A 20,512-nucleotide genomic window follows, 5' to 3' on the forward strand; every position below is an offset into this window, starting at 1 on the left:
CTGTCAGCGGGTGCCGGGCCGCAGGCCCGGCCAAACCCCTTCAATTACGCTGGAACAACGCCTGTACATCCTTGCGGAACGCCGCCTGGCTGTCCGCCCGGCTGTAGAACATGTGCCCGCCCGGATAACTGCGCACCTGCACCCGGTCCGGATTGCTGCCCATCGTCGGCATCTGGTCCACGGTCAGGATCGAGCCCATGAACGGGCACGACAGGTCGTTCCAGCCATGCACGATCAGCACCTGCAGATGCGGGTCGATCGCCACCGCCTGGCGCAGCTGGGTCACCGCACCCTGGCGCAGTTCGCCATTGCGGTCCCACAGCCGGTTCACGTCGTAGTTCAGCGCCTGGTAGCGCGCATCTACTTTCCAGCCAACCACGCGCGTCACGAAGTCGACCATCGCCGTGGTGGTCGGCGCGATGATGCTGTCCAGCAGTGGATCGTTGGCGCGCTGCTCCGGATCATTCGGGAACGGATCGAACGCGGTCACGTTGGAGTCGTAGCGGCTGCCCAGCGTGCCCTTGTCGCGGAACACTTCACGCAGGTAGGCCTGGGTCTCCAGGCGCCCGCCAGCGCGGCGCACGAACTGCGGGTCCAGTCCGGTCAGCGCGGTGACCCGGCGCAGCATGGCTTCCGTAGCCTGCGGATCGCTGCGGCCCTTCATCAACGCGGTGGCGTAATCGCCACGGGTGTACTCCACCACCTCGCGCATCGCCGCATCGGTCAGCTTGCCCTGGCGCTCCAGGTGCGCCGCGGCGATCGACGGCAGCGTCTGCATCCACGCCATCGGCGAGACATCGGCGTTGTCTTCCAGGGTCGGGCTCAGGTAGGGCGAGACCAGCACCAGCCCGTTCATCGCCACGCCCAGCCGGGTCTGCAGGAAGTGGGTGATGCGCGGGCCGCGGTAGCCACCGTAGCTCTCGCCGGTCAGGTACTTGCGCGAGGCCATGCGCTGGTTGCGCAGCAGCCAGTCGTAGATCGAGCGCGACAGGTATTCGACGTCGGCACTGGGGTTGTAGAGCGCTTTCTTGGCTTCATCGTCGCCGATCCGCGCGCGGCTGAAGCCGGTACCGACCGGATCGATGAACACCAGATCGGTGAAGTCCAGCCAGGTGCCCGGGTTGTCGTGCAGGGTGGCCGGCGCCGATGCGCTGTCACCCTCGGAGCCGAAGGTCACCACCTTGGGCCCGATCGCGCCCATGTTGAGGTACACCGACGACGCACCGGGGCCGCCATTGAGCGCGAAGGTCACCGGCCGGTCCTTGCCCGGCATCGTGTAGGCGGTGAACACCACATCGGCGATCACCTTGCCCTTGGCATCGCGTACCGGCAGGGTGCCGACGGTGGCGGTGTAGTCCAGGGTGCGGCCGGCCAGGCGCATGCTCTGGCCGGCCGAGGCGTCGGCGGGCAGCGCAGGCGCTTCGGTCTTGTCGTCTTTCGGGTCGGGCTTGCCCTCGGCGTCGGGCGCGGCCAGCACGCTGGCAGGGGCGATGAGCAGGCCGACGCAGAGCGCGGCAGTGTGCAGCAGGGACTTCATGGCACCGGTTCGGCAGCGGAAGGGGGTTCCGATGCTAGGCCGGTGGCGGGCCATGCCGTATGTGTCCAAAGGCATGGCCGTGCGTTGAGCCCGCTACTGGCCAGATTGGGTCAAGCGGGGAGGGTGGCTGCGGCGTCGTCATCGGCCAGCAGGCCGTAGACGGCCGAGTCGGCCAGCTGCCCCTGGATGCGCCAGCGCTGGCGCAGCACCCCCTCGCGGTGGAAGCCCAGGCGTTCCAACACGTGCGCGGACGGCGCATTGCGCGGGTCGATCTCGGCTTCCACCCGATGCAGGTGCAGGGTGCGGAACAGGTAGGCGAGTACCTGTTGCAGGGCCTCGTGCATATAGCCCTGGCCCTGGCGATCGGGTGCCAGCAGGTAGCCGATCTCGGCGCGCGCCGCATCGCGGTCCACCGCGAATACCACGCAGATGCCCAGCAGCGGACCTTCCAGCGACTCGCGCACGGCCAGCTTCAGCTGGGTGCCGATGGCATGGGCGGCGAGGTCATCGTCGATCTGCTCGCGCGCTTCGGCCAGTCGCGTCCAGGCTGGATGGTTCCACCATCGCATGACATCCGGGTTGGACTGCAGCGTGAACAGCGCGGCGGCGTCGTCACGACGGATCGGGCTCAGGACCAGCCGTGCACTGTGCAGCGGCAGGCCGGGGAACAGCAGCGAGTGGCTGGCCAATACGATGGTCCACACGGGTGGACGCGCATTATGGCGCTGCCGGGTTTGCCGATGGGGGCGGATGGGGTCGGAGCGCATGGGGTCGGATCCGTTTCCTGACAGGAAACGGCTCTGACCCCACTGCCGCCAACCGGGTCAGAGCCCTTTCCTGCGGAAAGGGATCCGACCCCGCTCCGGATCAGACTTCCAGCGAAGCCAGATCGCCCTTCGACTCCAGCCAGCCCTTGCGGTCGGACGCGCGCTTCTTGGCCAGCAGCATGTCCATCAGCGAACGGGTCTGCTCGCCATCGTCCACGGTCAGTTGCACCAGGCGGCGCGTATCCGGATGGATGGTCGACTCGCGCAGCTGGTTCGGGTTCATCTCGCCCAGGCCCTTGAAGCGGGTGACGTTGACTGCGCCCTTGATCTTCTCGCGCTCGATCTTGTCCAGCATCGAACGCTTCTCTTCCTCATCCAGGGCGTAGAACACCTGCTTGCCCACGTCGATGCGGAACAGCGGCGGCATTGCCACGAACACGTGGCCGGCATCGACCAGCGCCGGGAAATGCCTGAGGAACAGCGCGGTCAGCAGGGTGGCGATATGCAGGCCGTCGGAGTCCGCGTCGGCCAGGATCACCACCTTGCCGTAGCGCAGGCCGGTGATGTCGTCCTTGCCGGGGTCGCAGCCGATGGCCACGGCCAGGTTGTGCACTTCTTCGGAGGCCAGCACGCTGTTGGACGACACTTCCCAGGTGTTGAGGATCTTGCCGCGCAGCGGCAGGATCGCCTGGAAATCCTTGTCGCGCGCCTGCTTGGCGCTGCCGCCTGCCGAGTCACCTTCCACCAGGAACAGCTCGGTGCGCGACAGGTCCTGGCTGATGCAGTCGGCCAGCTTGCCGGGCAGGGCCGGGCCCTGCGTGACCTTCTTGCGGACGACCAGCTTCTCGGTCTTCAGGCGCGCACTGGCGCGCTCGATGGCGATCTGCGCGATCTTCTCGCCCAGCTCCACGTTCTGGTTCAGCAACAGGCTGAACGCATCGTGCGCGGCGCCCTCTACAAAGCCGGCGGCCTGGCGCGAGGACAGGCGTTCCTTGGTCTGGCCGCTGAACTGCGGGTCGGTCATCTTCAGCGACAGCACGAACGACACCCGGTCCCACACGTCTTCCGGGGCCAGCTTGACGCCGCGTGGCAGCAGGTTGCGGAAGTCGCAGAACTCGCGCAGCGCCTCGGTCAGGCCGGTACGCAGGCCGTTGACATGGGTGCCATGCTGGGCGGTCGGAATCAGGTTGACATAGCTTTCCTGGACCAGCTCACCTTCCGGCAGCCAGGCCACGGCCCAGTCCACCACCTCGGTGTCCTTCTTGAGGCTGCCGACGAACAGGTCGGCCGGCAGCGATTCGCGCTCGCCCAGTTCCAGCTTCAGGTAGTCGCGCAGGCCGTCTTCGTAGTACCAGGTATCGACTTCACCGGTGGCTTCGTCGGTCAGCTTGACGGTCAGGCCCGGGCACAGCACGGCCTTGGCGCGCAGCAGGTGCTTCAACGCGCGCACTGCGAACTTGGGCGTGTCGAAGTACTTCGGGTCCGGCCAGAAGCGCACGCGGGTACCGGTGTTCTTCTTGCCGACGGTGCCGACCACCTCCAGCGGCGTGGCGCGGTCGCCATTGCGGAAGGTGATGCGGTGTTCGGCACCTTCGCGCTTGATGTGCACCTCCACCAGGGTCGACAGCGCGTTGACCACGCTGACGCCGACGCCATGCAGGCCGCCGGAGAAGGTGTAGTTGTTGTTGCTGAACTTGCCGCCTGCATGCAGGCGGGTGAGGATCAGTTCGACGCCCGGGATCTTCTCTTCCGGATGGATGTCCACCGGCATGCCGCGGCCGTCATCGCTGACCTCCACGCTGCCGTCCTTGTACAGGGTGATCTCGATCGAGCGGGCATGGCCGGCGAGGGCCTCGTCCACCGAGTTGTCGATCACTTCCTGCGCCAGGTGGTTCGGGCGTGCGGTGTCGGTATACATGCCGGGACGGCGCTTGACCGGGTCAAGGCCGGACAGGACTTCAATATCGGCGGCGTTATAGCGGGCGTTCATCTATCTTCTAAAGCGCGGAGCGACGCGCAAGTGTGCGGTCTGGACGGCGATTTTGCACGCCTGCGGTTCAGCCTCGGCGCCGGGGAGGGGGTAAAATGGCAGCCGCTGGAATCTGAACGCCGGCGGCCCCATCGGGTCGAAACATCCAAGCCATACCGCGAGGAGGACCTCATGAAGAAGTTGCTGACCGTTGCAATCCTGGCCGCTGCCGCCGTTGCAGTGCCGCTGGTGGTGGCGCAGAACGCGGGCCAGCCGGCCCCGCAGCAGGGTGACCAGGCCGACAAGGCGCAGGCCGAGGCCGATGCCAAGGCCAAGCGTCGTGCCCAGGCCAATGCCGAAATGAAGGCGCAGGGCCAGCCGGCCCCGCAGAAGGAAGAAGAGGAAGAAGCGCGCAAGAAGCGCTGATCCCGCAACCTGCCAAGCGCCCTTGCGACAAGGGGTGCGCAACGGAACGCCCCGCTCAGCGGGGCGTTTCTTTTTAGGAACGTGGCGTCTGCCCCTTGGGTTGGCGGCCATCAATCTGTAAACTATGGCTTTCCGGGAGTAAGTGCGTGTCCACCCTTTGCGAATGGGCTGGAGCGGCCAAGCGTGGCTTCCAGCATGGCGGGTCGCAGGTGACGGTCGATTTGACCGGCACGGCCGCCCCGACCTCGCACGATGGTCCCCGTCCGGCGCCTGCCGCCGCACGGATCCGCACCTCCCTCGCTGTCCCAGCGAACCGGAAAACCCCCTCCGAGCACCATGCCCGCCCTCCGGGTGCGCGTGGTGTTGCCGTTTTCCATTTCCAGACAGGATGCTTGCAGCCATGACTCCCTTGATTTTCGTAACCGGCGGCGTGGTGTCCTCGCTCGGCAAAGGCATTGCCGCCGCGTCGCTGGCCGCCATTCTCGAAGCCCGTGGCCTGAAGGTCACGATGATGAAGCTCGACCCGTACATCAACGTCGACCCGGGCACCATGAGCCCGTTCCAGCACGGTGAGGTGTATGTCACCGACGACGGCGCCGAGACCGACCTCGACCTGGGCCACTACGAGCGCTTCGTGCGCACCCGCCTGAGCCGCAAGAACTCGGTCACCACCGGCCGCATCTACGAGAACGTGATCCGCAAGGAGCGCCGCGGCGACTACCTGGGCGCGACCGTGCAGGTCATTCCGCACATCACCGACGAGATCCGCCGCTGCATCGACGAAGCCACCGAAGGCTACGACGTGGCGCTGGTCGAGATCGGTGGCACCGTCGGCGACATCGAGTCGCTGCCGTTCCTGGAAGCGATCCGCCAGGTGCGCACCGAGCGTGGCCCGGAGAAGGCGCTGTTCATGCACCTCACCCTGGTGCCGTACATCGGCGCCGCCGGTGAGCTGAAGACCAAGCCGACCCAGCATTCGGTGAAGGAACTGCGTTCGATCGGCATCCAGCCGGACGTGCTGCTGTGCCGTTCCGAGCAGGCCGTGCCGGATTCGGAGCGCCGCAAGATCGCCCAGTTCACCAACGTCTCCGAGCGCGCAGTGATCAGCGTGCCGGACGTGGACGTGCTGTATCGCATTCCGTCGGGCCTGCACGCGCAGGGCCTGGACGAGATCGTGGTCAACCAGCTGAAGCTGGCCGACAAGGCCGGTCCGGTCGATCTGTCGATGTGGGAGGACGCAGTCGATGCGACCCTGCATCCGCTGGATGAAGTGACCATCGCCGTGGTCGGCAAGTACGTGGATCACCAGGATGCCTACAAGTCGGTCGGCGAAGCACTGAAGCACGGCGGCCTGCGCCAGCGCACCAAGGTCAACCTGAAGTGGCTGGAAGCACAGGATCTGGAAGGCACCGACATGGCCGCGCTGGCCGATGTCGACGGCATCCTGGTGCCGGGTGGCTTCGGTGACCGTGGTTTCGAAGGCAAGGTGCTGACCTCGAAGTTCGCCCGCGAGCAGCACGTGCCGTACTTCGGCATCTGCTACGGCATGCAGGCGGCCGTCGTCGATTACGCGCGCAACGTGGTCGGCCTGGAAGGCGCCAACAGCACCGAGAACGACCGCCAGTCGCCGAACCCGGTGATCGGCCTGATCACCGAATGGCGCACCGCCACCGGCGATGTCGAGAAGCGTGACGACAAGAGCGACCTCGGCGGCACCATGCGCCTGGGCCTGCAGGAACAGCGCCTGAAGCCGGGCACGCTGGCCCGTGAGCTGTACGGCAAGGACGTCGTCGCCGAGCGCCACCGCCACCGCTACGAGTTCAACAACCGTTACCGCACCCAGCTGGAAGATGCCGGCCTGGTGATCGCCGGCAAGTCGATGGACGACACCCTGGTGGAAGTGGTCGAACTGCCGCGCGACGCGCATCCGTGGTTCCTGGCCTGCCAGGCGCACCCGGAATTCCTGTCCACGCCGCGTGACGGCCACCCGCTGTTCATCGGTTTCATCCGTGCCGCGCGCGAGCGCAAGGCCGGCGGCAAGCTGCTTTCCGAAGCGCGCGCCTGACTTGTGAATGGGGGCTTCGGCCCCCATCCTGCATGCTTCAACCCCCAGCGCACCGGCCCGGCCGGTGCTGCGGACAACAAGGAAACGCCATGAAACTGTGTGGATTCGAGGTCGGGCTGGACCAGCCCCTGTTCCTGATCGCCGGCCCCTGCGTGATCGAGTCGATGCAGCTGCAGCTCGATACCGCCGGCAAGCTGAAGGAAGTCACCGACAAGCTCGGCGTCAACTTCATCTTCAAGTCCAGCTTCGACAAGGCCAACCGCACCTCGGGCACCGCGTTCCGCGGCCCGGGCATGGAAGAGGGCCTGAAGGTCCTGGCCGAGGTCAAGAAGCAGATCGGCGTGCCGGTGCTGACCGACGTCCATGAGTACACCCCGATGGACGAAGTGGCCTCGGTGGTGGATGTGCTGCAGACCCCGGCGTTCCTGGTCCGCCAGACCGACTTCATCCGCAAGGTGTGCTCGGCCGGCAAGCCGGTCAACATCAAGAAGGGCCAGTTCCTGGCGCCCTGGGACATGAAGCCGGTCGTGGAGAAGGCCAAGGCCACCGGCAACGAGCAGATCATGGTCTGCGAGCGCGGTGCCAGCTTCGGCTACAACAACCTGGTCAGCGACATGCGCTCGCTGGCGGTGATGCGCGATACCGGTTGCCCGGTGGTGTTCGATGCCACCCACTCGGTGCAGTTGCCGGGCGGGCAGGGCACCAGTTCCGGTGGCCAGCGTGAGCACGTGCCGGTGCTGGCCCGTGCTGCCGTCGCGGTGGGCATCTCCGGCCTGTTCGCCGAGACCCATCCGGATCCGTCCAAGGCCCTGTCCGATGGCCCCAACGCGTGGCCGCTGGACCAGATGGAAGCGCTGCTCGAGACCCTGATGGAGCTTGACGCGGTGACCAAGAAGCACGGCTTCTCGCGCTTCGCGTGAGTCGTGACCCGCGGGTGGCGCTGGAAGCCCAGCGTCATCGCCGGCACTGGAAACAGTTGCCCTGGGGCCTGATCGCACTGGGCCTGGCCGTGCTGTTCACCGTGGGCATGTTTGGCCTGGTGCTGATCGGTGCGGCGTCGGTGCGCCCCCCGGGTGATGGCAGCAGCGCGCTTGATCTGCGCGCGTATTTCATTGCGCTGCTGGTCGCGGAGCTGCTCGGTGCCGCGGGGTGCCTCGCGGCCGCGATGCTGGCCTGGCGGCTGAATCGCGGCAAGGTGGCGGCCGGCTTTGCGATCATCCTGCTTTCGCTGTGGCTTGGCGCCCTGTTCTACGGATTGCTTTGATGAATACGAGCACGTCAGCGTGCGGCTGGCCCTGGGGCCTGGTCGCGCTGGGGCTGTCCGTGCTCGCCTGGGCGTCCCTGCTGCTGGGAGTAATGGCCTTTGCGGCCAGCTTCGGCTCGCCGGGTGACGGAAACCATGGCATCCAGGCCATGCAGTACTGGATCGTGGCCGCGCTGGTCACGCTGGGTGTGTCTTTCGTCGGCAGCCTGGTGGCGATGGTGCTCGCTTGGCGACGCCGTCGTGGACCCGTCGCGGCGGCGGTGGCCGGTGCGTTGCTGGTGATGCTGGTGTCGCTGGCCCTGATCGTGATCGGGTCCAGCTGGGGCTGATGCCGCCCAGGCCATTTGGCAAGTGGCGGGCAGCCGGGGATAATCACGCGGCATTCGTTTTGTCGCCCCCTCTCCAGACAGGTAACCGGCCCGACCATGAGTACGATCCGCAGCATCCACGCCCGTGAAATCCTTGACAGCCGTGGCAACCCCACGCTGGAAGCCGAAGTCATTCTGGAGGACGGTTCGTTCGGTCGTGCCGCGGTTCCCTCCGGCGCCTCGACCGGCACCAAGGAAGCGGTCGAGCTGCGTGACGGTGACAAGACCCGTTATCTGGGCAAGGGCGTGCGCAAGGCCGTCGACAACGTCAACACCACGATTGCCGCCGCGCTGAAGGGTTTTGAGGCCACCGACCAGGCCGGCCTCGACCGTCGCCTGATCGATCTGGACGGCACCGAGAACAAGGGCCGCCTGGGTGCCAACGCGCTGCTGGGTGTTTCAATGGCCGCCGCGCATGCCGCCGCTGCATCGAACAAGCAGGCACTGTGGCAGTACCTGGCTGCCAGGACCGGCGTGACCCCGGCGCTGCCGGTGCCGATGATGAACATCATCAATGGCGGCGCGCATGCCGACAACAACGTTGACTTCCAGGAGTTCATGGTGCTGCCGGTCGGCTTCACCTCGTTCTCCGAAGCGCTGCGTGCCGGTACCGAAATCTTCCATTCGCTGAAGTCGGTGCTGAAGGGCCACGGCCTGAGCACCGCGGTCGGCGACGAAGGTGGCTTCGCGCCGGACTTCCGCAGCAACGTCGAAGCGCTGGACACCATTCTCGAAGCGATCGGCAAGGCGGGCTACACCGCCGGTGAAGACGTGCTGCTGGGCCTGGACGTGGCCTCCAGCGAGTTCTTCGAGAACGGCAAGTACAACCTGGTCGGCGAGAACAAGCGCCTGACCTCCGAGCAGTTCGTCGACTTCCTCGCCGACTGGGCCGCGCAGTACCCGATCATCACGATTGAAGATGGCCTGGCCGAGAACGACTGGGCCGGCTGGAAGCTGCTGACCGACCGCATCGGCAAGAAGGTGCAGCTGGTTGGCGACGACCTGTTCGTGACCAACCCGAAGATCTTCCAGGAAGGCATCGACTCGGGCACTGCCAATGCGATCCTGATCAAGGTCAACCAGATCGGCACTCTCAGCGAAACCCTGGAAGCGATCGCCATGGCCGATCGTGCCGGCTACGCCGCCGTGGTCTCGCACCGTTCGGGCGAAACCGAAGACACCACCATCGCCGACATCGCAGTGGCCACAACCGCCACCCAGATCAAGACCGGTTCGCTGTGCCGCAGCGATCGCGTGGCCAAGTACAACCAGCTGCTGCGCATCGAGGAAGCCCTCGGCGCCGGCGCGCGTTACGCCGGTCGTGACGCGTTCGTTTCGCTGAAGCGCTGAGCCGATGCGCGACTGGCGCTGGATGCTGCTGGTGCTGGCCCTGTTGCTGGGCTGGCTGCAGTACCGCTTCTGGTTTGGTCCGGGCAATTCGGGTGAAGTGATGATGCTCGAAGCCCAGGTCGCCAACCAGGAGCGGGACAATGAGGGCCTGCAGCAGCGCAATGATGCGCTCGCTGCGGAAGTGAAGGACCTCAAGGAAGGCCAGTCCGCCATCGAGGAACGCGCGCGCAGCGAGCTGGGCATGATCAAGCCCGGCGAGAAGTTCTATCGCGTGGTCGAGAATGCGCCGGTGCACCCGGCGCAGCCTGCGGCAGGTGTCAGTGCGCAGGTTGGCGACCACCCGGCGGACGTGCCATGAGTGCGGCGATCTGGGTCGTGGTTCCGGCTGCTGGCCGTGGCACCCGCTTTGGCGCGCCGTTGCCCAAGCAGTACCTGCAGGCGGGCGGGCAGATCCTGCTCGCCCATACCCTGGACGCCCTGCTGGCGCATCCGGCCGTAGCCGGGGCAATGGTAGTGATCGGCCCGGACGACGCCGACTGGCCCGGCTGGAACGAGTGGGCGGGCAAGCCGGTGCTCACCTGCATCGGTGGCGCGACCCGTGCCGCTTCGGTGCTGGCTGGCCTGCAGGCGCTGCCGGAGACGGTGCGCGCTGATGAATTCGTGCTGGTCCACGATGCCGCGCGGCCGAACCTGTCCCTGGTCGATCTCGGCCGCCTGCTTGAAGTCGGTCGTGCCGATCCGGTCGGGGCGATCCTGGCCGCACCGGTACGCGACACCCTCAAGCGTGCGGGCGACGACGGTGGCATCGATGGCACCGAGCCGCGCGAGCGGCTGTGGCGCGCACTGACACCACAACTGTTCCGCCGCCACCAGCTCAGCCGCGCGCTGTCCGAAGCCGCCGCCGCCGGTGTTGAAGTCACCGATGAGGCCATGGCCATGGAGCGCCAGGGCCAGCGCCCGCTGCTGGTGGAAGGCAGCGAGGACAACTTCAAGGTCACCACCCCGGCCGATCTGGACCGGTTTGAATTCGTACTTTCCCGCCGCGCCGGCTGACCGTCCGCGCGGCCCTGCAGCAAGGGTTGCATCCATGAGCACCGCACCGTTCCCGCCCGTCCGCATCGGCCAGGGCTACGACGTCCATGCCTTCGGTGAAGGCGACCACATCATGCTTGGCGGAGTGAACGTGCCGCACAGCTGCGGCGTGCTTGCACACAGCGACGGCGACGTGATCCTGCACGCCCTCTGCGATGCCATGCTCGGCGCACTGGCGCTGGGCGATATCGGCCAGCATTTCCCGCCCAGTGACGACCGCTGGAAGGGGGCCGACAGCAGCGAGTTCGTGCGCCACTGCGACAGCCTGCTGCGTGAGCGCGGCTGGCGCGTCGGCAACACCGACATCACCGTGATCTGCGAGCGGCCGAAGGTCGGCCCGCATGCGCTTGCGATGCGTGAGCGCATCGGTGGGTTGCTGCAGCTGCCGCTGGACGCGGTCAGCGTCAAGGCCACCACCTCGGAGAAGCTGGGCTTCACCGGCCGTGGTGAAGGCATCGCCGCGCAGGCGGTCGTGTTGCTGGTGGCGGCATGATCCCGCTGCCGTTGGCGTTTGGTGCGCCGTTGTTGACGGCGCGCATCCGCACCACGCCGGACGATTTCCAGGTGGATGAACTGCCGGCGTTCGAGGCGAGCGGTGAAGGCGAGCATCTGCTGCTGCACATCCGCAAGCGCGGCGCCAACACCGTGCATGTGGCCAAGGTACTGGCAAAATGGGCGGGCCTGCCGGAAATGGCGGTGAGTTACGCCGGCATGAAAGACCGCCACGCGGTCACCACCCAGCGTTTCAGCGTGCACCTGCCCAAGCGCATTGCGCCGGACCTGGCCGAGTTGGCCAGTGACGAAATCGAAGTCATCGAGGCAACCTGGCACAACCGCAAGCTGCAGCGCGGCGCACTGGCCGGCAACCGCTTCAAGCTGGTGCTGCGCGAGGTGCAGGGCGATGCCGCCGCGATCAGCGAGCGCCTGCAGCAGATTGCCGCGCGCGGCCTGCCGAACTGGTTTGGTGAACAGCGTTTCGGCCGCGACGGTGGCAACGTGCCGGCTGCACTGGCGATGTTCGGTGGCCGCCGCATGCGCAAGGACCAGCGTTCGCTGCTGCTCTCTGCAGCCCGTTCGGCGCTGTTCAACCGCGTGCTGGCCGCGCGCGTGGAGCAGGGCAGCTGGGACCAGCCGCTCGATGGCGAAGTCTGGATGCTCGATGGCAGTCGCAGCGTGTTCGGCCCCGAGCCGTACACGGATGTGCTGGCCGAGCGGCTGGCGCGTTTCGACATCCATCCCAGCGCGCCGTTGTGGGGCGAAGGCGAGCTGCGCAGCACCGACGCTGCGCGTGAGCTGGAGCTGGCCGCGCTGGACGACGACGAGTCGAAGGCACTGCGGGCCGGCCTGGAAGATGCGCGCCTGAAGCAGGAGCGCCGCGCGTTGCGCCTGCGTCCGGCGCTGCTGCAGCACCAGTGGCTGGCCGACGACGTGCTGGAACTGTCGTTCGCGTTGCCGCCAGGCTGCTACGCCACCGCCGTACTGCACGAGCTCGGCCCCGTCGAAGACGCCTCGCAGGCCTGACAGAAAAAAAGGGGACGGAAAAAAAGGGGACGGAGGGAATTAAGTCGTTTGTGGCACAAACGACTTAATTCCCTCCGTCCCCTTTTCAACGCCGCGCCAGCAGCACCAGTACCGCGCCGGTGCCGCCTTGTCCGGTCGGTGCCGAATGGAATGCCAGCACGTCGTTGCGCAGCCGCAGCAGGCGATCGACCAGGTTCTTCAGCACCGGTGCGCCGCCATCGGACTGCAGTCCCTTGCCGTGGATGATGCGCACGCAGCCGTACTCGTGTGCATGCGCTTCCAGCAGGAACTGGCGTAGCAGGGCTTCGGCCTGTGCGGCGGTGGCGCCGTGCAGATCCAGTTCGTCCTGCACCGAGTACTGGCCGCGCTTGAGGCGCTGGAACAGGCGTGGTGGCAGGTTGTCGCGGCGATAGCTGGCCACGTCGCCGGCTTCCAGTGGCGCACTGTCGCGCAGCAGCCGGGCGAACTCGCCGGCGGCTTCGGCCTCGTCACGCTCGGCCATGCGCGCACGCGGTTTCGGCCGGGGCGCGGCAGGTGCCGGCTCGGCATCCTTGCGCAGCGGCTTCACTTCGCCGATGGCCGCACGGAACAAGGCGGCCGGATCTTCGTTATCAGGGTGCGACATGCGCACAGGGTAAACCGCCGGCGCAGGTCTGCCTATGACGGTTCGATGTCGGCCGTGACCGCTGACAGGGTAGGACCGGCGGCCCGCATGCGGCACAATAGACGATGCCCTTGCAGGGTCGACCGCTTCCGCAGGGGAGCGCGACGGTCCCGCCCACACTGCACGGTGATGGAATCGAATTCTTGGAAAATCAAGCGGTTAAATCGAAGATGCGAATCCTGGTCAGCAATGACGATGGTGTCGACGCCGCAGGCATCCGGATGCTTGCCGCGGTCCTGCGCGAGGCCGGTCACGAAGTCACGGTGGTTGCGCCCGACCGCGATCGTTCCGGCGCCAGCAACTCGCTGACCCTGGACCTGCCGATCCGGCTCAAGCGCATCGACCATTACACCGTTTCGGTGGCCGGTACACCCACCGACTGCGTGCACCTGGCGCTGACCGGCCTGCTTGAATTCGAGCCTGACATTGTCGTGTCCGGCATCAACAACGCCGCCAATCTCGGCGACGACGTGATCTATTCCGGCACCGTCTCGGCGGCGATGGAAGGTCGCTTCCTCGGCCTGCCGGCGGTGGCGGTCTCGCTGGTCAGCCGCAACCACGATCCGAAGCACTTCGAGACCGCCGCGCGTGCTGCGGTGGAGATTGTCGCCCGGCTCAAGGCCGATCCGCTGCCGGCCGACACCATCCTCAACGTCAACGTGCCGGACCTGCCGTGGAGCGAGGTCAAGGGCTTCGAGGTCACCCGCCTCGGCAACCGCCATCGTGCCGAAGGCTGCATCGCGCAGAAGGATCCGCGCGGCAACGAGGTGTACTGGATCGGCCCTGCCGGCCGTGAGCAGGATTCCGGTCCAGGTACCGATTTCCACGCGGTGCGCACCGGCCACATCTCGATCACCCCGATCCAGGTCGACCTCACCCGCTACCAGGCGCTGGAGAAGGTCGCCAGCTGGGTCGGCGGCCTCAGCGCCGCGCTGGACCAGCCGGCATGAGCCCACGCCTGCGATTGCAGCCGGAAGCCGTCGGTATCGGCATGACCTCGCAGCGCGTGCGTGACCGCCTGGTCGACCGCCTGCGCGAAGCCGGCATCGTCGACGAGCCGACCTTGAACGCGATCCGGGTGGTGCCGCGCCATCTGTTCATCGATGAAGCCCTGGCCTCGCGTGCCTATGAAGACACCGCGCTGCCGATCGGCCATGGCCAGACCATCTCGCAGCCCTGGGTGGTTGCGCGGATGACCGAGGCAGTGCTCCAGGTCGCGCCGAAGCGGGTGCTGGAAGTCGGTACCGGTTCCGGTTACCAGGCCGCCATCCTTGGCGCGTTGGGCCTGGAGGTCTACACCGTGGAGCGCATTGGTGATCTGCTGCGCCAGGCCCGCAAGCGCTTCCGTGCGCTGGGCATGAACATCCGCACCAAGCACGACGACGGCCGCGTCGGCTGGGCCGAGCACGGCCCGTTCGATGCCATCGTGGTCACTGCGGCGGCGCCGGCACTGGTCGACGCCCTGATCGAGCAGCTGGCCGAAGGCGGCCGCCTGGTGGCGCCGGTCGGTGGCCCTGGGGCGCAGTCGCTGGTACAGCTGGACCGCAAGGCCGACGGCAGCATCGAACAACACGTGCTGGCGCCGGTCACGTTCGTGCCGCTGCTGTCTGGCATGCTCGACTAATCCACGGAGCAGGGTTGCATGAAGATTTTCGGGCCGCTGTACGAGCGGGCGATGAAGTGGGCGGCGCACGAACGCGCGCCGACCTACCTGACGGTGTTGAGCTTCTTCGAGGCGATCATCTTCCCGGTGATGCCGGAGGTGATGCTGGCGCCGATGTGCGTGGCCCAGCCCAAGCGCGGCTGGTGGTTTGCCACCCTCAGCCTGGCCGGCTCGATGGTCGGTGCGCTGGTCGGCTACGCGCTGGGTCACTACGCTTTCGAGGCGATCAAGCCGCTGTTTGAAGTGCTGGGCATGCTGCCGGCGATCGAGCAGGGCATCACCACCGTGCAGGCGAAGATGGCCGAATCGCCGTGGGCGGTGTTCACCTTCCTGGTGCTGGGCGGCTTCATGCCCATCCCGATGAAGGTCTTCACGTGGGCATCGGGTATCGTCGGCGTACCGATGCCGCAGTACCTGTTGAGCATGCTGATCGGTCGCGGCAAGCGCGTGTTCGTGCTGGCTGCGGTCATCCGTATCGGTGGTGCGCGTGCTGAAGCGGCACTGCGTCGCTGGATTGAACCGCTGGGCTGGATCGCCACCGCGTTGGTGGTGGTGCTGATCGCCTGGCTTGTATGGAGGTCGAAGTTCGCATGAGTCCTGATCGTCTGAGCAAGGGAGTGCGCATCGGCGCGCTGGCGTTGCTGGTTTCCACCCTGGCCGCCTGCGGCACCGCCACTGTGGTTCGTCCTGGTGGTGGCAGCACCGGTGGTGGCGTGACCACGCCGAAGACCTCGGTGCCCAAGCCCGGGCAGACCGTGGTGGTGCGCAAGGGCGACACCATCTATGCGCTGGCCCGCATCCATGACATCACCCCGGCCGACCTGATTGCCTGGAACAGCCTGGATAACCCCTCGACCATCCATCCGGGGCAGGTGATCCGGCTGTATCCGGCCGGTGCCAGCGGCGGCCGCGCGCCGACCACGGTGGTCACCGCGCCGCGCTCGGGTGGCAGCAGCGCCGGCAGCACGGCGCCAACTCCGGCGCCGGCCGGTCCGGTGAAGAGCAACATCGCCTGGCGCTGGCCGGCCGATGGCGCGATCGTCGGCCGCTACGTTGCCGGCGATGCGACCAAGCAGGGCGTGGACATCGCCGGTACCAGCGGCCAGCCGGTCAAGGCCACCGCCAACGGTGTGGTGGTGTACTCCGGCGCCGGCCTGGTCGGCTACGGCGAGCTGATCATCATCAAGCACAGCGACCAGTGGCTGTCGGCCTATGGCCACAACCGCAAGCGCCTGGTGAATGAGGGGCAGAGCGTGAAGGCCGGTGAGCAGATCGCCGAGATGGGCCGCACCGGTGCGAACCGCGACATGGTCCACTTCGAGATCCGCTACAACGGCAAGCCGGTCGACCCGCAGCAGTACCTGCCGGCACGCTGATCGTCGATTCGCCATCTGGGCGGATCCCCGGCCCGGCGCAGCGCGCCGGGCGTTCGCCGACGGTGCGGCCCATGGGCCGCAAACACCGCCGGCTCACCCGCTACAACGGCAAGCCGGTCGACCCGCAGCAATACCTGCCGGCGCGCTGATCGTCGATTCATAATCCGGGCGGATCCCCGGCCGGGCGCAGCGCGCCGGGCGTTTGCCGACGGTGCGGCCCATGGGCCGCAAACACCGCCGGCTCACCCGCTACAACGGCAAGCCGGTCGACCCGCAGCAATACCTACCGGCGCGCTGAGGCAGTGGGATCAGGTGGCGCCGGGCAATGCTCGGCGTTCCCGACCTGTAGCGTCGAGCCATGCTCCACTCGCTGTACGCTGGCCGCCGTGGGTGGCCGTTTGCGACCTTGAGTGGCACATCTCAAGCTTCCCGACAAGCCAGGGAAGCGGCATGCTTCAACGGAACCAGCCTCCCGATCCGGTGCCGCATGTCTCGCCCAACAGCCCTTTTCGCGCTGCTCATCGCCGCGCCGTTGGCGACCGCCGCCAGCGATCCACGTGACGTGGTCACTCGCCTCTACGACGCCATCCAGGCGCCGCAGTCGAACGAAACGGCGATTGCTCCGCTGCTGGGTGATGCCCTCCGCTCAGCCATCGATGCGCAGCGTGCATATGAACAGGCCTGCACCGCACTGGCCGCGCCCGATGAGAAGCCGCACATGCTCGACCAGAGCCGGTATCTGTTGGCGCCGGACCGGCCGGAGACGATAACGGTGGGAGCGCCCGGATCGAGCGGTGACGCCACCTGGGTCCATGTCGACATGGCCGTGGGCGACTATCGCTGGACCGACCGGGTCCTGCTGCAGCGGCAGGGCCCGGACTGGAAGGTCATGGATATCCGCTGGGGGCAGGGTGGCAACCTGATCGGTCGGCTGCAGGCGTTCTCCGCGTTCCGCTGCACACCTTCGGGCAGCTAGCGCCCGGGCGCACCCGGCGGCTCGACCTCAGCCTTCCAGGATGAAGGCGGCCGCGACCTTGCGGCCTTCGCCGGCCAGAATGTTGAAGGTGCGCGCGGCGGCCGGATTGTTCATCACCTCCAGGCCGATGCCACGCGACAGACAGGCGGCCATCACCACCGCGGGCGGGAATACCTGACGGTCTCCCGTGCCGAGCACGATCAGCGCCGGATTCAGCACCAGGATCGGCTCCAGGTCCGCCAACTGCAGCGCGGCGGCACTTGCCACCGGCCAGTGCGTGACCAGTTGGTCCGGGGTGAGGAAGAAACTGCCGCCCAGCACCTGGTCATTCACCTTGGCCGAGCGGCCATCTGCGGCACGCAGGCTGTAGGCGTAATCCGGCGGTTCGTGGTTCAGCTGCATGACGGTAGGACGATCAGCCGCGCGGCAGCACGATCTGGCGCTGTTCCTTGCTCGGGCGGTACAGCACCGCGACGTGGCCGATGCGTTGCACCAGCGCGCTTTCGGTGGCTTCGACGATCTCGCCGATCATCGCGTCACGGGCGTCGCGATCCTCTGCGGCGACCTTCACCTTGACCAGTTCGTGGCGCTCCAGCACTTCGTTCAGCTCAGCGATGAAGGCTGGGGTCACACCCTTGCCGCCGGTCTGCAGCAGGGCCTTCAGGTCGTGGGCTTGGCCGCGCAGGAAACGGGTCTGGGAGGCGGTCAGGGCGATGGACATGCAGGAAAACACGGTTGAATGGGACGATCAGGGTATCATGAGGACCCCATCAGCCCCTATTTTCAATGGCTACCCGCAGCAAAAGCAGCCAGCGCTGGCTCAAGGAACACTTCTCCGACCCCTTCGTGAAGAAGGCGCAGGCTGAGGGCATGCGCTCGCGCGCCGCCTACAAGCTCGAGGAGCTGCTCGAACGTGACCGCCTGCTGAAGCCGCACATGGTGGTGGTCGACCTTGGCGCGGCCCCCGGCGGCTGGTCTCAGCAGGTTCGGAGACAGATCGGGGACACCGGTCGTGTGCTGGCGCTGGACATCCTGGACATGCCGCCGCTGGCCGGCGTGGAGTTCCTTCATGGTGACTTCAGGGAAGAAGCCGTCCTATCGCAGTTTGAAGCCATGCTCGGGGATCAGCCGGTAGACCTTGTGCTGTCGGACATGGCCCCCAATAAGAGTGGTGTAGGCGCGGTCGACCAGCCGCGGATGATGCACCTGGCGGAGCTGGCCCTGGATTTTGCCGACAACCACCTGAAGACCGGTGGGGCGTTCCTGATCAAGCTGTTCCAGGGTGAGGGCTTTGACGACTACGTGCGCGACATGCGCCGCCGTTACGACAAGGTCTCCATCCGCAAGCCGGAGGCGTCGCGCAAGCGCTCTCCCGAGGTGTATGCCTTGGGTCAGGGAAAACGCGCCCACATGAAGTAAGCTCGCAACGTACGCAAGTTCGACCCCCACGCAACGCCAGCACTGAGAGGAACACCGGAGCCAATGAGGATGAACGACTTGACCAAGAACCTCCTGCTATGGGTGGTCGTCGCCGTCGTGCTGATGGTGGTCTTCCAGAGCTTCTCGCCGAAGTCCTCCGGGGCCGGCGCGCAGGGCGCGTCGTACTCGCAGTTCCTGGACCAGGTGGACAGCGGCAACGTGCAGAAGGTCGCCTTCGGCGGCGACATGCGCGGCGGCACCAGCCAGCTGACCTACACCACCCGCGGTGGGCAGTCGTCCACCATCACCGCGCCGTTCGATCGTGACCTGATCAACGTGCTGCGCACCAAGAACGTGGAGATCGTGCAGGAGGAGCCGTCCAGCGGCATTTCCCTGGGCGCGATCCTGATGAATTTCCTGCCGGTCATCCTGATCATCGGCTTCTGGTTGTTCATCATGCGCCAGATGCAGGGCGGCGGCGGCGGTGCCAAGGGCGCGATGTCCTTCGGCAAGTCGCGCGCCAAGCTGCAGGGCGAGGACCAGATCAAGGTCACCTTCGCCGACGTCGCCGGCTGCGACGAGGCCAAGGAAGAAGTGGGTGAGCTGGTCGACTTCCTGCGCGACCCGTCCAAGTTCACCAAGCTGGGCGGCAAGATTCCGCGCGGCGTGCTGATGGTGGGCCCGCCGGGCACCGGCAAGACGCTGCTGGCCAAGGCCATTGCCGGCGAAGCCAAGGTGCCGTTCTTCTCGATCTCCGGTTCGGACTTCGTGGAAATGTTCGTCGGCGTGGGTGCCAGCCGCGTGCGTGACATGTTCGAGCAGGCCAAGAAGCACGCCCCGTGCATCATCTTCATCGACGAAATCGACGCCGTCGGTCGCCACCGTGGCGCAGGCCTGGGCGGTGGTCATGACGAGCGCGAGCAGACCCTGAACCAGCTGCTGGTCGAGATGGATGGTTTTGAAGGCGGCGAAGGCGTGATCGTGATCGCGGCGACCAACCGTCCGGACGTGCTGGATCCGGCGCTGCTGCGTCCGGGCCGTTTCGATCGCCAGGTGGTGGTCGGCCTGCCGGACGTGAAGGGCCGCGAGCACATCCTGAAGGTCCACATGCGCAAGCTGCCGCTGGCCGACGACGTCGAGCCGATGGTGATCGCACGTGGTACCCCGGGCTTCTCCGGCGCCGACCTGGCCAACCTCTGCAACGAGGCGGCCCTGTTCGCCGCGCGCGGCAACGAGAAGGAAGTCCGCATGGACCACTTCGACCGTGCCCGCGACAAGATCCTGATGGGTGCCGAGCGCCGCTCGATGGCCATGAGCGAGGACGAGAAGACCCTGACCGCGTACCACGAAGCGGGTCACGCCATCGTCGGCCGCCTGGTGCCCGAGCACGATCCGGTCTACAAGGTCACCATCATTCCGCGCGGCCGTGCGCTGGGCGTGACGATGTACCTGCCGGAAGGCGACAAGTACTCGATGAACCGCGTGGCGATCCAGTCGCAGCTGTGCTCCCTGTACGGCGGCCGTGTCGCCGAAGAGCTCATCTTCGGCGAGGACAAGGTCACCACCGGCGCCTCCAACGACATCGAGCGCGCAACCAAGATGGCCCGCAACATGGTCACCAAGTGGGGCCTGTCGGAGCAGCTCGGCCCGATCGCCTATGGCGAAGAGGACGACGAGGTGTTCCTGGGGCGTTCGGTCACCCAGCACAAGAGCGTGTCCAACGACACGGCGCGCCGGATCGACGAGGAAGTGCGCAACATCCTCGACAAGGCCTATGCCCGCACCACCCAGCTGTTGACCGAGAACATCGACAAGCTGCATGCGATGTCGCAGCTGCTGCTGCAGTACGAGACCATCGACGCACCGCAGATCGACGCCATCATGGAAGGCCGCGATCCGCCGCCGCCGGCGGGCTGGAGCAAGTCGAACAAGGACGGTGGCAACGACAAGGGCGGCGACGCCCGCCCGCTGCCGCCGATCGCAGGCCCGGCCGAATCGCATTGACGGCCCGCTGCACGTAACACCAGACGAGGCCGGGGAAACCCGGCCTTGTCG

General features: G+C 66.7%; 23 protein-coding genes. 17 read left to right on the forward strand and 6 right to left on the reverse strand.

What is annotated here, in order from left to right:
• Window positions 1–40: 40 nt before the first annotated feature.
• The 3 genes from AC5P98_RS04550 to parE form a co-directional block, all read right to left on the reverse strand.
• A complete protein-coding gene (locus tag AC5P98_RS04550) occupies window positions 41–1,537 on the reverse strand; it encodes a S10 family peptidase (protein WP_049405803.1) in 1,497 nt (498 codons plus the stop codon).
• A 110-nt stretch (window positions 1,538–1,647) separates the two neighbouring features.
• Window positions 1,648–2,226, reverse strand: coding sequence for a GNAT family N-acetyltransferase (locus AC5P98_RS04555; RefSeq protein ID WP_041864133.1), 579 nt, complete (start codon window positions 2,224–2,226; stop codon window positions 1,648–1,650).
• Window positions 2,227–2,404: 178 nt separating this feature from the next.
• A complete protein-coding gene (gene parE / locus AC5P98_RS04560; protein WP_049405804.1) occupies window positions 2,405–4,294 on the reverse strand; it encodes a DNA topoisomerase IV subunit B in 1,890 nt (629 codons plus the stop codon).
• A 171-nt stretch (window positions 4,295–4,465) separates the two neighbouring features.
• Between parE and AC5P98_RS04565 the strand changes: the two genes are divergently transcribed.
• The 10 genes from AC5P98_RS04565 to truD all read left to right on the forward strand — a co-directional run bounded on the left by AC5P98_RS04565 (window position 4,466) and on the right by truD (window position 12,359).
• On the forward strand, window positions 4,466–4,699 hold the full coding sequence (locus AC5P98_RS04565; protein WP_014646695.1) for a hypothetical protein: 234 nt from the start codon (window positions 4,466–4,468) through the stop codon (window positions 4,697–4,699).
• Window positions 4,700–5,099: 400 nt separating this feature from the next.
• A complete protein-coding gene (gene pyrG / locus AC5P98_RS04570) occupies window positions 5,100–6,764 on the forward strand; it encodes a CTP synthase (RefSeq protein WP_014646697.1) in 1,665 nt (554 codons plus the stop codon).
• Window positions 6,765–6,853: 89 nt separating this feature from the next.
• Window positions 6,854–7,684, forward strand: coding sequence for a 3-deoxy-8-phosphooctulonate synthase (kdsA, locus tag AC5P98_RS04575; protein WP_014036736.1), 831 nt, complete (start codon window positions 6,854–6,856; stop codon window positions 7,682–7,684).
• On the forward strand, window positions 7,681–8,028 hold the full coding sequence (locus AC5P98_RS04580; RefSeq protein ID WP_495229894.1) for a hypothetical protein: 348 nt from the start codon (window positions 7,681–7,683) through the stop codon (window positions 8,026–8,028). Before kdsA ends, AC5P98_RS04580 begins: the two co-directional genes overlap by 4 nt.
• Window positions 8,028–8,357, forward strand: a complete 330-nt coding sequence (locus AC5P98_RS04585) for a hypothetical protein (protein ID WP_049405810.1) — start codon at window positions 8,028–8,030, stop codon at window positions 8,355–8,357. Before AC5P98_RS04580 ends, AC5P98_RS04585 begins: the two co-directional genes overlap by 1 nt.
• A gap of 96 nt (window positions 8,358–8,453) precedes the next feature.
• On the forward strand, window positions 8,454–9,746 hold the full coding sequence (eno, locus tag AC5P98_RS04590) for a phosphopyruvate hydratase (protein WP_014646700.1): 1,293 nt from the start codon (window positions 8,454–8,456) through the stop codon (window positions 9,744–9,746).
• Between the two features lie 4 nt (window positions 9,747–9,750).
• Window positions 9,751–10,104 (forward strand): cell division protein FtsB, encoded by a 354-nt coding sequence (gene ftsB / locus AC5P98_RS04595; protein ID WP_495229895.1) that lies wholly within the window; start codon window positions 9,751–9,753, stop codon window positions 10,102–10,104.
• Window positions 10,101–10,799, forward strand: coding sequence for a 2-C-methyl-D-erythritol 4-phosphate cytidylyltransferase (gene ispD, locus AC5P98_RS04600; protein ID WP_049405812.1), 699 nt, complete (start codon window positions 10,101–10,103; stop codon window positions 10,797–10,799). Before ftsB ends, ispD begins: the two co-directional genes overlap by 4 nt.
• Before the next feature lie 34 nt (window positions 10,800–10,833).
• Entirely contained in the window at window positions 10,834–11,331 is a 498-nt protein-coding gene (gene ispF / locus AC5P98_RS04605; RefSeq protein ID WP_014646702.1) for a 2-C-methyl-D-erythritol 2,4-cyclodiphosphate synthase, read from the forward strand.
• The gene (gene truD / locus AC5P98_RS04610; protein WP_049405814.1) at window positions 11,328–12,359 is read left to right on the forward strand and encodes a tRNA pseudouridine(13) synthase TruD; all 1,032 of its coding nucleotides are present in this window, start codon (window positions 11,328–11,330) and stop codon (window positions 12,357–12,359) included. Before ispF ends, truD begins: the two co-directional genes overlap by 4 nt.
• A gap of 85 nt (window positions 12,360–12,444) precedes the next feature.
• On the opposite strand, the gene AC5P98_RS04615 is transcribed toward truD, so the two are convergent.
• Entirely contained in the window at window positions 12,445–12,984 is a 540-nt protein-coding gene (locus AC5P98_RS04615; RefSeq protein ID WP_495229896.1) for a Smr/MutS family protein, read from the reverse strand.
• 209 nt (window positions 12,985–13,193) lie between these two features.
• Between AC5P98_RS04615 and surE the strand changes: the two genes are divergently transcribed.
• The 5 genes from surE (at window position 13,194) to AC5P98_RS04640 (ending at window position 17,038) form a co-directional block, all read left to right on the forward strand.
• The gene (gene surE, locus AC5P98_RS04620; RefSeq protein ID WP_032959183.1) at window positions 13,194–13,973 is read left to right on the forward strand and encodes a 5'/3'-nucleotidase SurE; all 780 of its coding nucleotides are present in this window, start codon (window positions 13,194–13,196) and stop codon (window positions 13,971–13,973) included.
• Window positions 13,970–14,647, forward strand: a complete 678-nt coding sequence (locus AC5P98_RS04625) for a protein-L-isoaspartate(D-aspartate) O-methyltransferase (protein ID WP_010485977.1) — start codon at window positions 13,970–13,972, stop codon at window positions 14,645–14,647. The genes surE and AC5P98_RS04625 overlap by 4 nt, the downstream gene beginning before the upstream one ends.
• 18 nt (window positions 14,648–14,665) lie before the next feature.
• Entirely contained in the window at window positions 14,666–15,280 is a 615-nt protein-coding gene (locus tag AC5P98_RS04630; RefSeq protein WP_014646707.1) for a YqaA family protein, read from the forward strand.
• Entirely contained in the window at window positions 15,277–16,062 is a 786-nt protein-coding gene (locus AC5P98_RS04635; protein ID WP_032959180.1) for a peptidoglycan DD-metalloendopeptidase family protein, read from the forward strand. Before AC5P98_RS04630 ends, AC5P98_RS04635 begins: the two co-directional genes overlap by 4 nt.
• Window positions 16,063–16,549: 487 nt before the next feature.
• Complete coding sequence (locus AC5P98_RS04640) at window positions 16,550–17,038, forward strand: hypothetical protein (protein ID WP_049404588.1); 489 nt, start codon at window positions 16,550–16,552, stop codon at window positions 17,036–17,038.
• A 27-nt stretch (window positions 17,039–17,065) separates the two neighbouring features.
• Here AC5P98_RS04640 and AC5P98_RS04645 read toward each other — a convergent pair whose 3' ends face one another.
• Together AC5P98_RS04645 and yhbY are read right to left on the reverse strand one after the other, a co-directional pair.
• A complete protein-coding gene (locus AC5P98_RS04645) occupies window positions 17,066–17,440 on the reverse strand; it encodes an Mth938-like domain-containing protein (RefSeq protein WP_049404586.1) in 375 nt (124 codons plus the stop codon).
• A gap of 13 nt (window positions 17,441–17,453) precedes the next feature.
• Window positions 17,454–17,759, reverse strand: coding sequence for a ribosome assembly RNA-binding protein YhbY (yhbY, locus tag AC5P98_RS04650; protein ID WP_014646711.1), 306 nt, complete (start codon window positions 17,757–17,759; stop codon window positions 17,454–17,456).
• Between the two features lie 65 nt (window positions 17,760–17,824).
• Between yhbY and rlmE the strand changes: the two genes are divergently transcribed.
• Complete coding sequence (gene rlmE / locus AC5P98_RS04655; protein WP_005409014.1) at window positions 17,825–18,457, forward strand: 23S rRNA (uridine(2552)-2'-O)-methyltransferase RlmE; 633 nt, start codon at window positions 17,825–17,827, stop codon at window positions 18,455–18,457.
• Between the two features lie 69 nt (window positions 18,458–18,526).
• Window positions 18,527–20,461: an ATP-dependent zinc metalloprotease FtsH gene (gene ftsH / locus AC5P98_RS04660; RefSeq protein WP_005409015.1), complete on the forward strand. Its 1,935-nt coding sequence runs from the start codon at window positions 18,527–18,529 to the stop codon at window positions 20,459–20,461.
• The last annotated feature ends 51 nt before the right edge of the window (window positions 20,462–20,512 follow it).

It is taken from the genome of Stenotrophomonas sp. YJH_SMC_135 (assembly GCF_059372355.1).

Bases quoted from the DNA above. Each gene is read 5' to 3' on its own strand.
- AC5P98_RS04550 (WP_049405803.1), bottom strand. From the start codon at position 1,537: ATGAAGTCCCTGCTGCACACTGCCGCGCTCTGCGTCGGCCTGCTCATC.
- yhbY (WP_014646711.1), bottom strand. From the start codon at position 17,759: ATGTCCATCGCCCTGACCGCCTCCCAGACCCGTTTCCTGCGCGGCCAA.
- surE (WP_032959183.1), top strand. From the start codon at position 13,194: ATGCGAATCCTGGTCAGCAATGACGATGGTGTCGACGCCGCAGGCATC.
- AC5P98_RS04585 (WP_049405810.1), top strand. From the start codon at position 8,028: ATGAATACGAGCACGTCAGCGTGCGGCTGGCCCTGGGGCCTGGTCGCG.
- AC5P98_RS04640 (WP_049404588.1), top strand. From the start codon at position 16,550: ATGTCTCGCCCAACAGCCCTTTTCGCGCTGCTCATCGCCGCGCCGTTG.
- truD (WP_049405814.1), top strand. From the start codon at position 11,328: ATGATCCCGCTGCCGTTGGCGTTTGGTGCGCCGTTGTTGACGGCGCGC.
- AC5P98_RS04645 (WP_049404586.1), bottom strand. From the start codon at position 17,440: ATGCAGCTGAACCACGAACCGCCGGATTACGCCTACAGCCTGCGTGCC.
- ftsH (WP_005409015.1), top strand. From the start codon at position 18,527: ATGAACGACTTGACCAAGAACCTCCTGCTATGGGTGGTCGTCGCCGTC.
- AC5P98_RS04625 (WP_010485977.1), top strand. From the start codon at position 13,970: ATGAGCCCACGCCTGCGATTGCAGCCGGAAGCCGTCGGTATCGGCATG.
- ispD (WP_049405812.1), top strand. From the start codon at position 10,101: ATGAGTGCGGCGATCTGGGTCGTGGTTCCGGCTGCTGGCCGTGGCACC.
- kdsA (WP_014036736.1), top strand. From the start codon at position 6,854: ATGAAACTGTGTGGATTCGAGGTCGGGCTGGACCAGCCCCTGTTCCTG.
- AC5P98_RS04615 (WP_495229896.1), bottom strand. From the start codon at position 12,984: ATGTCGCACCCTGATAACGAAGATCCGGCCGCCTTGTTCCGTGCGGCC.
- AC5P98_RS04635 (WP_032959180.1), top strand. From the start codon at position 15,277: ATGAGTCCTGATCGTCTGAGCAAGGGAGTGCGCATCGGCGCGCTGGCG.
- rlmE (WP_005409014.1), top strand. From the start codon at position 17,825: ATGGCTACCCGCAGCAAAAGCAGCCAGCGCTGGCTCAAGGAACACTTC.
- AC5P98_RS04565 (WP_014646695.1), top strand. From the start codon at position 4,466: ATGAAGAAGTTGCTGACCGTTGCAATCCTGGCCGCTGCCGCCGTTGCA.
- AC5P98_RS04630 (WP_014646707.1), top strand. From the start codon at position 14,666: ATGAAGATTTTCGGGCCGCTGTACGAGCGGGCGATGAAGTGGGCGGCG.
- ispF (WP_014646702.1), top strand. From the start codon at position 10,834: ATGAGCACCGCACCGTTCCCGCCCGTCCGCATCGGCCAGGGCTACGAC.
- pyrG (WP_014646697.1), top strand. From the start codon at position 5,100: ATGACTCCCTTGATTTTCGTAACCGGCGGCGTGGTGTCCTCGCTCGGC.
- ftsB (WP_495229895.1), top strand. From the start codon at position 9,751: ATGCGCGACTGGCGCTGGATGCTGCTGGTGCTGGCCCTGTTGCTGGGC.
- parE (WP_049405804.1), bottom strand. From the start codon at position 4,294: ATGAACGCCCGCTATAACGCCGCCGATATTGAAGTCCTGTCCGGCCTT.
- eno (WP_014646700.1), top strand. From the start codon at position 8,454: ATGAGTACGATCCGCAGCATCCACGCCCGTGAAATCCTTGACAGCCGT.